This is a genomic window from Paenibacillus sp. MT86, from assembly GCF_058792535.1.
On the sequence record NZ_CM179499.1, the window covers coordinates 6,052,501 to 6,066,063 of the forward strand.

Annotated in this window: 17 protein-coding genes; all 17 read right to left on the reverse strand. The window is 52.5% G+C overall.

The features are described from left to right. Positions 1-2 precede the first annotated feature (2 nt). The 17 genes from AC3RCL_RS27620 to AC3RCL_RS27700 all read right to left on the reverse strand — a co-directional run bounded on the left by AC3RCL_RS27620 (position 3) and on the right by AC3RCL_RS27700 (position 13,410). Positions 3-1,817, reverse strand: a complete 1,815-nt coding sequence (locus AC3RCL_RS27620; protein ID WP_492533166.1) for a glycosyl hydrolase family 18 protein — start codon at positions 1,815-1,817, stop codon at positions 3-5. Between the two features lie 16 nt (positions 1,818-1,833). Beyond that, a complete protein-coding gene (locus tag AC3RCL_RS27625; RefSeq protein ID WP_015737452.1) occupies positions 1,834-2,253 on the reverse strand; it encodes a Fur family transcriptional regulator in 420 nt (139 codons plus the stop codon). Between the two features lie 87 nt (positions 2,254-2,340). Further along, entirely contained in the window at positions 2,341-3,660 is a 1,320-nt protein-coding gene (locus tag AC3RCL_RS27630; RefSeq protein WP_492533169.1) for a DUF4097 family beta strand repeat-containing protein, read from the reverse strand. Between the two features lie 57 nt (positions 3,661-3,717). After that, complete coding sequence (locus AC3RCL_RS27635) at positions 3,718-4,335, reverse strand: hypothetical protein (RefSeq protein WP_145040931.1); 618 nt, start codon at positions 4,333-4,335, stop codon at positions 3,718-3,720. A gap of 196 nt (positions 4,336-4,531) precedes the next feature. Further along, positions 4,532-5,245 (reverse strand): MgtC/SapB family protein, encoded by a 714-nt coding sequence (locus AC3RCL_RS27640; RefSeq protein WP_015737455.1) that lies wholly within the window; start codon positions 5,243-5,245, stop codon positions 4,532-4,534. Between the two features lie 49 nt (positions 5,246-5,294). Then, positions 5,295-5,753, reverse strand: coding sequence for a GNAT family N-acetyltransferase (locus tag AC3RCL_RS27645; RefSeq protein ID WP_071219584.1), 459 nt, complete (start codon positions 5,751-5,753; stop codon positions 5,295-5,297). Positions 5,754-5,970: 217 nt separating this feature from the next. Further along, positions 5,971-7,410: an Asp-tRNA(Asn)/Glu-tRNA(Gln) amidotransferase subunit GatB gene (gene gatB / locus AC3RCL_RS27650; RefSeq protein ID WP_192570574.1), complete on the reverse strand. Its 1,440-nt coding sequence runs from the start codon at positions 7,408-7,410 to the stop codon at positions 5,971-5,973. Between the two features lie 30 nt (positions 7,411-7,440). Then, on the reverse strand, positions 7,441-8,898 hold the full coding sequence (gene gatA / locus AC3RCL_RS27655) for an Asp-tRNA(Asn)/Glu-tRNA(Gln) amidotransferase subunit GatA (protein WP_492533172.1): 1,458 nt from the start codon (positions 8,896-8,898) through the stop codon (positions 7,441-7,443). 20 nt (positions 8,899-8,918) lie between these two features. Continuing rightward, entirely contained in the window at positions 8,919-9,206 is a 288-nt protein-coding gene (gene gatC / locus AC3RCL_RS27660; RefSeq protein WP_009594109.1) for an Asp-tRNA(Asn)/Glu-tRNA(Gln) amidotransferase subunit GatC, read from the reverse strand. 174 nt (positions 9,207-9,380) lie between these two features. Further along, positions 9,381-9,761, reverse strand: coding sequence for a hypothetical protein (locus AC3RCL_RS27665; RefSeq protein WP_009594088.1), 381 nt, complete (start codon positions 9,759-9,761; stop codon positions 9,381-9,383). Between the two features lie 211 nt (positions 9,762-9,972). Continuing rightward, positions 9,973-10,749 (reverse strand): hypothetical protein, encoded by a 777-nt coding sequence (locus tag AC3RCL_RS27670; protein ID WP_340968918.1) that lies wholly within the window; start codon positions 10,747-10,749, stop codon positions 9,973-9,975. Beyond that, positions 10,746-11,669 carry an ABC transporter ATP-binding protein gene (locus tag AC3RCL_RS27675; RefSeq protein ID WP_492533175.1) on the reverse strand — a complete coding sequence of 308 codons (924 nt, stop codon included), beginning with the start codon at positions 11,667-11,669 and terminating at the stop codon, positions 10,746-10,748. The genes AC3RCL_RS27670 and AC3RCL_RS27675 overlap by 4 nt, the downstream gene beginning before the upstream one ends. After that, positions 11,666-11,860 carry a PLDc N-terminal domain-containing protein gene (locus AC3RCL_RS27680; protein ID WP_009594094.1) on the reverse strand — a complete coding sequence of 65 codons (195 nt, stop codon included), beginning with the start codon at positions 11,858-11,860 and terminating at the stop codon, positions 11,666-11,668. Before AC3RCL_RS27680 ends, AC3RCL_RS27675 begins: the two co-directional genes overlap by 4 nt. 36 nt (positions 11,861-11,896) lie before the next feature. Then, the gene (locus AC3RCL_RS27685) at positions 11,897-12,106 is read right to left on the reverse strand and encodes a hypothetical protein (RefSeq protein WP_009594077.1); all 210 of its coding nucleotides are present in this window, start codon (positions 12,104-12,106) and stop codon (positions 11,897-11,899) included. Continuing rightward, positions 12,103-12,441 (reverse strand): YxlC family protein, encoded by a 339-nt coding sequence (locus AC3RCL_RS27690; protein WP_015737461.1) that lies wholly within the window; start codon positions 12,439-12,441, stop codon positions 12,103-12,105. Before AC3RCL_RS27690 ends, AC3RCL_RS27685 begins: the two co-directional genes overlap by 4 nt. Further along, entirely contained in the window at positions 12,425-12,982 is a 558-nt protein-coding gene (gene sigY / locus AC3RCL_RS27695; protein ID WP_096776962.1) for an RNA polymerase sigma factor SigY, read from the reverse strand. Before sigY ends, AC3RCL_RS27690 begins: the two co-directional genes overlap by 17 nt. Positions 12,983-13,218: 236 nt before the next feature. Next, a complete protein-coding gene (locus AC3RCL_RS27700; protein ID WP_009594128.1) occupies positions 13,219-13,410 on the reverse strand; it encodes a hypothetical protein in 192 nt (63 codons plus the stop codon). Positions 13,411-13,563: the final 153 nt, after the last annotated feature.

Here is a 13,563-nt window from a genome sequence, read left to right on the forward strand (position 1 = left end):
CCCTAATCGTGTATCGTCTTAAGAACATGCCAGGTTTCCGGGACGGCAAAGCTTCGATTCCAGGAAGCAATGCCGCCAAGCTCCAGCTTTTTGGCCATTTTGACCCGGGATTGCAATGAAGTGCCGTCTTCCATCCATATCTTCTTAATGGACTCTCCCTCCGTGAATTGGACATAATTCTGTCCGGTCCCGGCATCCAGCGAGCCTTTCACCTTCTGCTCCTTCAGCAGGGCCTGCAGCTTCTCCATACCAATCGCTTTGGAGGACACCTTCGTCTCTCCCGCTTCGCTCGTTTCCGTCCAGACTCTTGTATATAACGGTACGCCCAACACCAGCCTGGATGGCGGTACTGCATCCTCTTCCAGGATTCGCCTTACCGACTGCTCAGCCCATGGCAGTGAGGAGACCGATCCCGCTTTCGGACTGGTGGCCCAGTGCTCGTCGTAGGCCATCACCATCATGTAATCAACGGTTTCGCCGAGTCGTTTCCGGTCGAGAAAGAGCGACCACATCTCGCTGTTCGATTTGGGCGTAACATCGATGGACACAACCAAACCTCTGGCTTTGGCCAGCGGCTTCATTTCCCGCACGAATTGTACGACATGATCTTTATCCTTGGTGTAGACATTTTCAAAGTCGATATTGATACCGTCGAGATTGTATTGCTTGGCATAAGCCAGCATCTGTTCAATGATATGGGATCTTCTATCGAACGTAGACAGCGCTTCAGTTGTCAGGTCAGGGTCAAAGCTGTTGTCCATAAGACCCCAAACTTCCTTGTTCCTGTTATGCGCCCAACTCACATAATGCTTAACCGCTTTGGACTTGACTGTTCCTTCTCCGTCCACGATGCTGAACCAGGTCGGACTGACCACGTTGACACCGGGCAGTTCGCCAATGCTATCCGTGCTTGGATTCTTGGTGTAAACGGCTTCCCATACCAGGTTGACCGACTTGTCCTTCCATTCCAGCTCAGCCCGCGAAGGGGTCTGCTTCAGAGCCGGAATTTCCTTCAGTTCCCCAAGCTCGATCTGCTCTTTAAGAACATATCCGGTATACCCGTTATCCGCCTGAACGAATAACCATCCCTCCTCTTCGCGCCATACCCGAATCCGCTCGCCGGCCGGCATGTCCAGTACAATCGGGGACTTCTTCTCCCCGCTCTCGCGCAGAGCCACGGTGTCCTCAGGTTTACCGGGAGCCGCCTTCGCAAGCTGAATCGCATCCCCGGCGCGCATCAAAATGATCGCGCCTGTTACCGAGTCTTCGTGAACGGCCACGCCATAATGCTGTTTGAGCGGCTTCAGCGGAACATAAGCAATGCCGTTAACCAGTTCAGGCGCATACGGCAGGGTCACCGTTTTGCCGTTCAGTTCCCCCTTCGTGCTATCCATCTTCATGCGAAAAACCGATTCGGAAGTCGTGATAATAATGGATTCCGTTTCCTGCTCGTAACGGATGTTGGCATCCACGCTCTCCTGAATCACCGTGATCGGCAGCAGCAGCTCTTCGCCAGACCCCAGAGCAGGATGCTCCTTCAATTCGCCCTGAACGAAAATCGGCTTGTCCATTCCGCGCCAGTCCGGTACGGTATAGGTCTGGTTCGGAAACAACGTGGTGACAACCCACCAAACCCCCGCCGCAATCAGCATCAGCCCCAGATAAAAAGAGCTTCTGTTTGTACGCCTCTTTTTTCCCCGATATCTTCTTCTTGCCAAACTGCTCCCCCATTTCACTTTCGCACCCAATGCCATCGCGAAAAAATAAGCCCTTAAAAATAAAAACGTGTGGAATGGTTCATTCCGCACGTTCATCATCTATAACAACCGGCGTCTATTGACAGGACTTGCAGAGCCCATACAGCTCCATTCTCAGTCCTTTTACTTCAAATCCGGTGCTTTTCTCAGCCTGCACTCCCACATCTTCGAGGGACGGATAGCTGAAATCTTCGATTTTGCCGCAACTTTGACAGATGACATGATGATGGTCGGAGACGTTGGCGTCAAAACGACTCGAATTGTCTCCGTACGTCAGCTCACGCACCATGCCGGCTTCAATAAACATTTTTAAATTGTTATATACTGTGGCTACGCTCATACTAGGAAAATTAGGTTCCAGAGCCCGATAAATTTCATCCGCTGTCGGATGGCCCATAGATTCCACCAGATACGTTAAAATCGCATGACGTTGCGGCGTGATACGGACACCGGTCGTTTTCAGTTGTTCCAGCGCATGCTGTACGGACGTTCCCATGGTTGCCCACCGCCTTCAAGGTTAACTGGTTTTTACAAAGCTTAGATCGCTCTTACGCTTTATTGTACGGCGTTTCTTGGATTGTTGTCAATCCGGCAGAGGCGTCCAGCCCCTGCTGTTCCGGCCTTCCTCCTGTTCCGGGTAGCTCCGGTAGATGTTCAGGTTACTGTTACCTTCAATCCGAATGGAATGCTCGCCGGTGCCGGATTCCCCGGAAATGGTTTTCTGCTCGATCTTAAGATTAGGCAGCGTGGTCAGAATTCTTCCATAACTAATCGTCCCTTCAAGCTTGTAATCGCCCTCTAGAGGAACGTGAAGATTCATCTCTCCAACCGCGCTATATACATTCCAATCGCCTCCGATCCGAGGGGAACGAATGGCTACTCCGCCATTAAGGGACTCGGCGCTTAATTGCGACTCCGCGCCGCTGATCAGAATATTGCCGTTCCTCGTCTGGACCCGGATATGATCCGTCGTTCGTTTGACCGTCATGTTTCCTACTTGCGTGGTCAAGTCGGTCTCGCCCGTGATGTCGACGGCCAGCATATTCCCGCGGTTGGTGGACATTTTAATATTACCGATAACGCCGCGCGCGGTTATTTCGCCGTTCAGCGTTTTGCCTGTGACATTCCCGTAGACCCGATCCATCGTGATGGGCCCATTCCCGCTCTCCAGCAAAATATTCTCAATCGCCTCCACGCGGTTTAAGGTAATCGCTCCGTTCATCGTCCGTATCTCAAAATTGAACCGGCGATCATCCGGGACCTCGATATTCAAATTCATTCGGGGCTGCCGTTTACCCGATTCTCCATAGGCTTTTCCCTTGGACCGAATCGTGATCGTCTTGCCTTCCCCGACCTCGATCGTCGACTGCTCGGCGATCGCCTCCGCTACACCGGGCTGCTCTCGGTCGACCCACACTACCGCTTCGACCCGGATATCGTCGACATCCTGTCGCGTGATGGAGATATCTCCGTTCAAGTGATCGACGATGATCTTCTCGGTGTCGAGCTCCACCGGTATATCCAGTGCCGGCTTCTGGAACCGGTTATCTTCCGCTTCGCTGTAATCCACGCCCGCTGCCGTCAAATTCAGGCTCACCCGGTTCCAGAGATGAAGGAAATGCTCCTGCTGGGAAATCACGAATACGGACGCCGTAACGGCGACTGCCAGCAGAATTCCCCGAATATCCGGCCGAAACCGAAATTCCCTGCGCCGGCCCAGGGCGCGGGACAGCGTATACCTGACTATATATTCAACGCCGAGCAGGATAAACAGCAGCGGCCACCAACGCTGGAGCATGAATATATAATCCGTACCTCTCCACTCGTCAAGCAGCAGCAAAGCGCCCGTACTGACAAGCAGCAAGGCGGCCGTATATCGCCCAACTCTGATTTTTTGTTTCATCCGTCTCCTCCCCTCGTCTGATTACGCGGCTTTCACCCATGTGCCGCTGTACGTGTACTATAGGGATTTTCTCTTGTCTTTATGATGCCTGAGAGCTTCCCGGATCCCGGCCCAAATCCCGATAACGATGAGCACGACGGCGGAGGCCTCCGCACCGTAGTCGCGAATCCCCTGCTGCAGCCAAGGCGGCTTCTGGTGAAACAAAATGAGCAGGGACCCGGTAACAACCAGCATCAAGCCAAAGGCGATTCCCCGTTCGCCGCGGAACAGATGATTCGCCCCGTTCCCTCTTCCGTCACCTCCGGAAGCAGCGGCTGCCTCGCCGCGTCTTTTTCGGGAAATAATATATTCGGCTGCCTGCAGCACGTCATACACGTTATAGAAATAACCGACCGGAATCAGAAGCCCCAGCACGACAAGCAGCGGAACGTTGATCTGCATGCCGATGGAAGAGAAATATAGAAGCGCCGATATATCCAGCAGCAGCAGCATGATGAACGTGATTCCCTTACGGTACATGCCGAGGTACAGATGACCCAAACCTGGAATGAGAGCGGCTAATAAAAGCGCGTAGAGTTTCCGTCTTTTTCGCTGAAGTCCGGGATGCCGCTTCATCCGAATCGAGCGCCTTTTTTTCTTGCGGACTGCGGTTTGCGTTTCGGTGGTTGGATTCATAACCTTCTCGCCTCCTTCCAAACATCAAGGGACTGGCGTTGTTTACCGATGTTTTTCTTTGATAGTACCCCAATGCGAAGCCGAAGTAACTGGCAAAAAACTGGATAGGCCGTTCAGGAGAAGCTGATAAGCCTACAAAAAAACGGCCCTGCCGGTAATTCAGCAGATGCCGTTTGGTTATGATGATGGAAACCGGTTATTCAGCCGTTACCATCGTTACGTGGCCGATTCCCCGCAACTGCCGGGTGATCTCCATCGGTTCGAATTTGCGATCGGTCAAAACCTGCAGCGAGATTTCGAGGCCTAATACCGCAGGCTGCAGCTCCCCGTATGCCGCACTGCTTCGTTCGTTAACGATAAGCTTCTTGATCACGAATTCCTGTTCCTCCAGAACAGCGGATATGTCATCCAAAATATTCGGCGTATTCGCTGCATGGACAGTAATCAGATGCAGTTTGCTGCCGCGGATGTAACGCTGCTCCAGCTTATTGAAGACAACCAGATTAAGAAGAATCAGCACCGTCGATACGATCGAGGCAAAATAAAAGCCGGCACCAATCGCTAACCCCACGGCCCCCACAACCCAGATGGATGCAGCAGTGGTTAGTCCGGTAATGGATTTACCTGTAAACAGAATGGTACCGGCACCCAAGAAACCGATCCCTGTAATGACGGCCGTTGCCAAGCGCGCTGGATCAATCCGAACGTTAATCTCGTCTACAAAGTCGGAGAAGCCGTAAATGGATAACAGCATAATAAGCGTAGAACCCAAACATACCAATATATGCGTGCGCAGTCCTGCAGCATGGTTGGAACGTTCCCGTTCGAAACCGATCAAGCCGCCAAGCAGCATAGCCAGCAGCAATCTTAATAAAATGGATACATTATCTATCACCCAAGGATTATTCAAAAGAACGATACTCCCCTCACATCTGCTTCAATCGCTTATGCTTGATCATTCATTGTATATGAAGATGGAACTCGGTCAATTCCACACCCGGAGCTACCTCAAAAGCGTGATTTTTAACAAACCCGAATTTCTCGTACAAGGTTACCGCAGGTGTATTACGAGTCCCTGTCGAGACCACGAACATGGGCGCCTCCTTATAAGATTCCAACACGTGGCGAATTAATGTCCCCGCGATCCCTTTGCGAAAATGACCCGGATGGACCATCATCCGTGATATGGTGACCTGCTCCTGTTCCGGCTCGACTGCGATAGCTCCGATAAGATCGCCTTCTTCATTAATATAACCAAAAAAGGTTTCCCCGCTCGAACGGATCGTATCGAAGGTATCCTGCAGCGGAGGGATTTCCGAGAATCCGATTAATTCGGCTTCCAATGGGTACGCCATGTGCTGCAGACTCCATATCTGCTGGACGGTATCCCTATCCTCCAAAGATAATGCTCTTATCATATATTCATCCCCTGACCAAGTTATTATAGGAAAAGCGTCTATCGACGTACTCTCAAAGAAGAAAAACCGCGTTTAGCGGTAGTTTTTCTTGCGATGTCAGGCAGCAGACCCTCCGAAGTTTATACTTTCCGATATCTTAAAAAGGAACTTGCCCCGATTTCGGGACAAGCTCCACATCTTCTAAAAACATGATTCTAGGAAACCCCCGGATCGTTAATTATCCGTTCAGCACCTCAACCAGCAGTTTGTTGGCAAGGGCCGGGTTGGCCTTCCCTTTGCTCTCTTTCATCACTTGACCAACCAGGAAGCCGATCGCCTTCTGTTTGCCTGCCTTGTAATCCTCCACGGATTGCGGATTGTTCGCGACCACCTGCTCGACGATGCCTTTGATCGCACCTTCATCGCTGATTTGGACAAGTCCCTTTTCCTCAACGATTTGCGCAGGCAGCTTGCCGCTTTCCAGCATCTCCTTAAAGACGGTTTTCGCGATTTTGCTGCTGATGGTCCCCTTTTCGATCAAGCCGATCATCTCGCCCAAGCCTTGGCCCGTAATCTTCACTTCAGACAGCTCCAGATTGTTCGAGTTCAAATAACCCAGCAGATCGCCCATGATCCAGTTGGATACGGATTTGGCATCCTTCGTGTAGTTCAAGCTGTCCTCAAAAAAGTCGGCGAGCAGCTTGGATGACGTAATGACCGCAGCATCATAGTCCGGCAAGCCGTACTCGGAAGCATAGCGGGCCTTGCGAGCATCCGGAAGCTCGGGGATCGTCGCGCGAACCGCCTCTTTCCACTCTTCGCTGATATGCACCGATACCAGATCCGGGTCCGGGAAATAGCGGTAGTCGTGCGCCTGCTCCTTGCCTCGCATGGAGAAGGTCTTCGCCTGGGCTTCGTCCCAGCGCCGCGTTTCCTGTACGATCACGCCGCCTTCATCAAGGATTTCCGCTTGACGGAACTGCTCATATTCCAATCCGCGCTGCACGCCGCGGAAGGAGTTCATGTTCTTCAGCTCGGCTTTCGTTCCGAATTCCTTCTGTCCCCATGGACGAAGGCTGATGTTGGCGTCGCAGCGAAGCGAGCCCTCTTCCATCTTCACGTCGGATACGTCGCAATACTGCATAATCGCGCGCATTTTCTCCAAGTAAGCCTTGGCTTCCTCCGGCGTTGAGATCTCCGGTTCGGACACGATCTCAACGAGCGGCGTTCCGACCCGGTTAAAGTCGACCAGCGATGCATAACCTCCGTCGACATGCGTGAGCTTGCCGGCATCTTCCTCCAGGTGCAGGCGGGTAATGCCGATCCGCTTCGTCTTCCCGTCCACCTCAATATCGATCCAGCCGTTTTCGCCGATCGGCTGATCGTACTGAGAAATCTGGTATGCTTTCGGGGAATCCGGGTAGAAATAGTTCTTGCGGTCGAATTTGCTGACATCGCCGATGGTGCAGTTCAGCGCCATGGCAGCCTTTATGGCATATTCCACAGCCTGGCGGTTCAATACGGGCAGAACGCCGGGATGGCCAAGGCAGATGGGACATGTATGCGTGTTCGGCGGAGCTCCGAACGCAGTGGAGCAGCCGCAAAAAATTTTGGAATGGGTATGCAGCTCTACGTGAACTTCCAATCCGATAACCGTTTCATATTTAGATGTAGACATCGATTGTTTCCCTCCTTCTCTGCCGCCGGTTTACAGTTCAGGGCGCCGTTTATGATGATCTGTATTTTGCTCGTAGGCATGCGCGACGCGCAGCACGGTCGACTCATCAAAAGCTTTCCCGATAATTTGCATTCCTACGGGCAGTCCGTCCGCGAATCCGCAAGGGACGCTTACTGCCGGCACTCCCGCCAGGCTGACAGGAATCGTCAGGATATCGTTCAAATACATCGTCAGCGGATCATCGACTTGCGTCCCCAACTTGAAAGCCGTAGTCGGAGCCGTTGGTCCGATGATGACATCATATTGCTCGAATACTTTATCGAAGTCTTGCTTGATGAGGGTACGGGCTTTCTGCGCCTTCAAATAATAGGCGTCGTAATAGCCCGAGCTGAGCGCGTAAGTCCCCAGCATGATGCGGCGTTTCACCTCATCGCCGAAGCCCTGGCTGCGGGATTCATGATACAGGTCGATCAGGCTGCCTGCATTGTCGGAACGTACGCCGTAACGTACGCCGTCAAAGCGGGCCAGATTCGAGGAAGCCTCCGAAGAAGCAAGCAGATAATACGTAGCGACCGCATAATCGGTGTGCGGCAGGGAAACTTCGTCCCAGGTAGCGCCCAGCGATTCAAGCACCTTCAGCGCGTTCAGGACGGTTTCCTTCACTTCGGCGTCAACGCCCTCGCCCAGATATTCTTTAGGAACGGCGATGCGCAGACCGGCAACGTCTCCGGACAACGCGCTTAGATAGTCGGGCACGTCCACTTTGGCGGATGTCGAATCCATCGGGTCATAACCGGCGATGGCTTGCAGGACATAGGCAGAATCTTCTACGTTTTTCGTCAAAGGCCCGATCTGATCCAGCGATGAAGCGAAGGCGACAAGGCCAAACCGGGATACGAGTCCGTAGGTCGGCTTAAGTCCCACGACGCCGCAGTAAGAAGCCGGCTGCCGAATGGAGCCGCCGGTATCCGAGCCCAGCGCGAAGTAAGCTTCGCCGGCAGCTACGGCCGCAGCCGAGCCGCCGCTCGATCCGCCTGGTACACGGTCCAAGTCCCATGGGTTGCGCACGGGATAAAAGCTGGAGTTCTCATTGGAGCCTCCCATTGCAAATTCATCCATGTTCAGCTTGCCGATCGTTACGGTGTCCGCCGCACGCAATTTACCGACAACCGTCGCATCGTAAACCGGCGTGAAATTAGACAGAAACTGACTTGCACATGTGGTGCGAAGCCCTTCCGTTACGATATTGTCCTTAATTCCCACAGGAAGTCCGAACAACAGTCCGCGCGTCTCCCCAGCAGCCAGCTTGTCGTCCAAAGCCTTGGCCGATGTACGCGCGCCTTGCTCGTCCAGCGTAATAAATGCCTTTACCCGATCCTCACGTTCGGAAATACGGGTAAACGCTTGGTCGACCAGATCGGTTACGGAAAGCTCCTTATTCTGCAGCTTATTATGTATCTCCGATAACTTGTAATCAAACAGACTCAAGTGTGTATCCTCCCTCCAGGCTATTCCAAAACAGCAGGTACTTTAATTTGATCGTCTTCTTCATCCGGTGCGTTGAGCAGCACTTTCTCGATCGGCAGGCTCTCGCGCACTTCGTCTTCCCGCATGACATTGCTGAGGTGCAGCACGTGCGTAGTCGGCTCAACGCCGTCCGTATCCAATTCGTTTAATTTCTCGGCATATTGTAAAATCGCATTCAGTTGGCCGGTAAACATCTGCTCTTCTTCAGGCGTCAAATTTAATCGGGCCAGCTTCGCTACATGCTGAACATCCTTATCGGTAATGCTCATGGCTTTGCGTCCTCCTTCATGCCCCTATCCAGTTAAAGGGGTAAAGTCTGTCTCGATAACTTTTCTCATTATATTGTAGAAGCATGGAAGATTCAATCCAATGGCTTGAAGCGTGGAGCTTTCTGGAACTGCATGCCCGTCACTTCAAAAAAGAGTCGGCCTCAGCCGACTCTTCTAGATCCAAGCGCGAAGATTCACCTGTTTGATGAAGTCCGCCTGGGACATTGCTTCCTTGGTTTCCTCTTCCTCTTCAACACTTTCCAACTCGCCGTTCATCACTTGACGAAACAGCTTCTCATTATATGTCGACAGGGCGAAATCGATGAGCGCTTCCCGCTCGACCCGCTCGGCTTCCTGTTTCAACACGATTGATTCCAGCTCTACATCATCCGCCGGAACAAAAAAATTACGGTTGAGGCTCGGAATCCGAATGACGTAATCGAACGCATTGTCCGGATTTCGGTCATACGCGATGATATAACCGTATTGACCGATTGGAAGATTCTGCTCAAAGGCATCCGCAACGATTGTGATCTTTTCCCCTAAACGCAGCATCGTCTACCTCCTGAGTTGTCTATCCTTTTTCAAGCGATAAGAAAGTATAAACTTCTACAGCTAATCATCCTTATTTCCCCAGAAAACTTCCGCTATATGCGGTCTGTCTTCCGAAAAGTAAGTCGATTGCCATTTTCTTATCTTCATAGTCTACTAAAAAAAGATAGAGATGTCCATGTGATTCAGATAAAACCTGAATCTCCCATGGAAACTAGGATTGCGGGGACAATGGGCTCCGTCTGAGCAGCCTCGCGGCAACGATAATCGACACCACCATGAGCAGTATCGCCACGATGATCGGAGACCAGACGCTGCTCACTTCGCCGACAATCCGCTCCGCGGCCATGCTGCTTAATCGGCCCGGGTTCCATTGAAGGCGGGAGGGCAGCAAACCGGACAAGAGCGAAAGCGCGCCGGCCACCGCCAAGCTGATGAAAGCAGCAGCAGGGCCGCGGAGGACGGCGCCGAGCGGCAGGGCAAGCGTTACGATCCAAGCCAGCCATACGACATACAATCCCCCGCCGCTGGCCACCGCTCCCCATTCCAAGGGACCGATGAGCAGATGCGTATAATACGCTGCGCCGCCAAGCCCAAGCGCAAAGGATGCGGCTATCAAAGTCATCATGGCGGCCCATTTGGCAGCCATCATGGGAATCGTGGATACCGAGCGGGCAAGAACAAGCTCAGCCGTGCCGGTGGCCCTTTCCCCAGCTACCGTGTTCATCCCCGCAAGCACAAGCACCAGCAGGCCGATGACGCTGAACTGGCTTAAGGCTGACGCCATCACGCTCTCGGCGGACGGGACGGTAAATAACGCAGCCGCTTCCGGCGGCACTTCTCCGGCCATGGTCAGGATTTCCGGCAAATAATAGGTCGATACCGGCTGCATAATGCCAAGCAGCAGAAAAACGGCGGGGACCCAAATCCATTTATAGGTCCGGCCGGACTCAAGCATCTCTTTTTGATAATAGATCCAGAACGGCTTCATGAGCCCACCACCTTCATAAACATATCCTCGAGCGTAGACGTGCCGGCTTCAAAACGAAGCAGCTCGATTCCGCCGTCGGCAAGCTCTTGGATCAAAGCGGCACGCGCCACCTCCATATCCGTCACCATCAGCTTGGCGCCGCGTTTGCCGAGCTCGATCTCTTGCACATAAGGACGGTTCGCGAGACTGTCGAGCCAAGCAACTTCCCGCTCCCCCGGTTCAACATCAATCGATAAGACCGGCTGGCGGTATTTCGTGCGTAGTTCGCTAAGCGCGCCCTTCTCCGCAATCTCCCCGTCTACCATCAGTATCATGTCATCGCAAATTTCTTCCGCATCATGAAGCACATGGGTCGAGAACAGGACGGTGACTTCCCCCCGCAGGCGGTCGAGCAGGTCCATAACCTCCCGGCGTCCGATCGGGTCCAGCGCCGATACCGGCTCGTCCAGCATGATCAGCTCCGGCTCGTGCACAAGCGCCTGTGCGATGCCAAGCCGCTGCTTCATTCCGCCGGAATAACCGGATATCCGGCGTTTGGCAGCCTGCTGCAGGCCCACCATCTCGATCACTTCCCGACTTCGCCGAAGGGCCTCTTTTCCGGATAATCCCGACAGCTTGGCGCTAAACGACAAATATTCCATGCCTGACATCCAGCTATAAAACTTCGGATACTGCGGCAAGTAACCAATCCGGTGACGCCAACTGTCCGTATGGCCATCTCCCGATCCATATCGGATCTCGCCCCGGGTCGGAGGAATCAATCCTGCCAGCATTCGCAGCGTTGTCGTCTTCCCTGCGCCGTTCGGTCCCAGCAGTGCCGTACAGCCTCCGCGCTTCAATTCAAACGAGATGCCTTTAACCGGCATGATGCTTCCGATGCTTTTGGTCAGTCCGTGAATGCTAAGAAGTTTCTCCGTCAAGCCTCTCGCCTCCCCGCAATAAAATAAGCAATGCTGCCAAGAATGTTACCCAGCAATATAATCAACACCCACATCCATCTCGGCCCACGTATGTTTGCCGGCTCTGCCCGAAACAAAGATAGAAGACCCGTGACCGCAAGAATCGCTTGCAGTGCAAGAATCGGCCAGATCAATCCCCAGTTAATATCCATAACAATCCCCCATGTTCCATATTTTAATAAAGAAGCTTAGGACTCGCTGCCGTCTTTACGAATGACGAATATCCAGTAAAAGAGCAGCGGCAACGGCATCGTCGTAGACCCCCATATCCCCCAGAACCAAGCCATCTTGCCAAGCCCCCGCTTCCTTGCATCCAGGAAAAGCCATGTCCCTTGGATCAGCACCAGCACAACGGCAAGGACGATCACTACCAGCGGGCTCTCGTTCACTTCATTCATCGGATTCCCTTCTTTCCGGCAGATCTCAGACTCTTGGAAAATACAAGAACGGAAATCCCCGCAACCATGCCGAACCCGTGAATAAACAGCAGGATCATCGGCGCTGCCAAGGCAGCCATCAATCCCCCGCCGACGATAAAGAGCGCAACCAGAAGAAAGAGAAGCAACTCGTATTTCATCCGCTTCCGTTTGCGTTCCAAGGTATGAACGGCCAACGCATGCAGCCCTTCCAGGGATGGGGATGGCGCATCTTCAAACAATTGATCCACCCGCTTCATTTCCTGGTTCAATTCTTCAATCCATTTTTCATCCTCATGTTCAGGTCCTCTGACCATCGTCACCCATCTCCTTTCGCAGCTGTTTAACGCCGTAGGCGGTCCGCGATTTCACCGTTCCTTCGGGGATGCCGAGCATCGTTCCGATTTCCTCGTAGCTGTAGCCGTAATAGTGCTTCAGCAGGATGGCAATCCGATGATCCTCGGATAATCGGGACAATCCATCCAGCATATCCGTCCAGTCTTCTCCCCGCCGCTCCATCTGCCAGCGCATCCGCCTTGCCGACTGAACCGCCTCCTGCTCCAGCCATTTCTTCTCCCGTTTCTTTCGCCGGGTATTATCGATGAACAAACGGGTAGCAATGGTAATCATCCAAGAGGAGAAGGACGAAGTCCCGTTGTAACGGTTCATATTCTCCATGCATCGAACGATGGTATCCTGCGCGGTATCTTCGGCAAGCATCGGGTCCATCGTCACTTTCAGCAAATATTTATAAAGGAAGGAGTAATGCTGCTTGAACAGCAACGCCATGGCAGCAGCATCTCCTAACTGCGCTTGTCGTATCAAATCCTCTTCGCCAGGGATCATGATTGAAATCATCACCTTCTTTCGCCTTCGCCTGTAATACGAATAACTGCAGCCAATCGTTCAAACGGTTATTATATTTATCGTGTACCAAATGATGTAATTTATATAGATGCCTCCGGACGCTTCAGAAATTTCTTATGGTATCCGTAAAAAAACAAAAAAAAGCAGCCGGTGGACCCGGCTGCAGTCTCCAATCGGAGGATCATTGTTTCTCACTTCATGATGAGGGTGTCATGTTAGCGGTCCACCTATTGATTCAATCTGATAACCTGCAGCCGATGATGCCATGGCTGCTGCGCGATCCCTTCATCCTTCACCAGCCTGTCCCAGACAACGGATGAAATATCCGTCTGGCCCCGCCGGCGGAACTCCGGTTGCCGATCAATCGCTTCGCTTCTTGTAACATTCCCGTTCAGCAGCGATAGATGATCTTTTCTCACTGGCGCTTCCCCCTAATCACGTCCATGCCAAAAAAAACCCCATAAAATAAAAGAACGCAAACCGGGATGAATTCCACAGTCTGCGTGCTTCGCAATGGGTAACATTTAATTAACCGTATTGTATCAATCTTGTCTATATTTGTCCAGACAAAG

Coding starts and splice junctions, on each gene's coding strand:
- AC3RCL_RS27620 (WP_492533166.1), bottom strand. CDS start 1,817: ATGATGAACGTGCGGAATGAACCATTCCACACGTTTTTATTTTTAAGG.
- AC3RCL_RS27625 (WP_015737452.1), bottom strand. CDS start 2,253: ATGGGAACGTCCGTACAGCATGCGCTGGAACAACTGAAAACGACCGGT.
- AC3RCL_RS27630 (WP_492533169.1), bottom strand. CDS start 3,660: ATGAAACAAAAAATCAGAGTTGGGCGATATACGGCCGCCTTGCTGCTT.
- AC3RCL_RS27635 (WP_145040931.1), bottom strand. CDS start 4,335: ATGAATCCAACCACCGAAACGCAAACCGCAGTCCGCAAGAAAAAAAGG.
- AC3RCL_RS27645 (WP_071219584.1), bottom strand. CDS start 5,753: ATGATAAGAGCATTATCTTTGGAGGATAGGGATACCGTCCAGCAGATA.
- gatB (WP_192570574.1), bottom strand. CDS start 7,410: ATGTCTACATCTAAATATGAAACGGTTATCGGATTGGAAGTTCACGTA.
- gatC (WP_009594109.1), bottom strand. CDS start 9,206: ATGAGCATTACCGATAAGGATGTTCAGCATGTAGCGAAGCTGGCCCGA.
- AC3RCL_RS27665 (WP_009594088.1), bottom strand. CDS start 9,761: ATGCTGCGTTTAGGGGAAAAGATCACAATCGTTGCGGATGCCTTTGAG.
- AC3RCL_RS27670 (WP_340968918.1), bottom strand. CDS start 10,749: ATGAAGCCGTTCTGGATCTATTATCAAAAAGAGATGCTTGAGTCCGGC.
- AC3RCL_RS27680 (WP_009594094.1), bottom strand. CDS start 11,860: ATGGATATTAACTGGGGATTGATCTGGCCGATTCTTGCACTGCAAGCG.
- AC3RCL_RS27685 (WP_009594077.1), bottom strand. CDS start 12,106: ATGAATGAAGTGAACGAGAGCCCGCTGGTAGTGATCGTCCTTGCCGTT.
- AC3RCL_RS27690 (WP_015737461.1), bottom strand. CDS start 12,441: ATGGTCAGAGGACCTGAACATGAGGATGAAAAATGGATTGAAGAATTG.
- sigY (WP_096776962.1), bottom strand. CDS start 12,982: ATGATTTCAATCATGATCCCTGGCGAAGAGGATTTGATACGACAAGCG.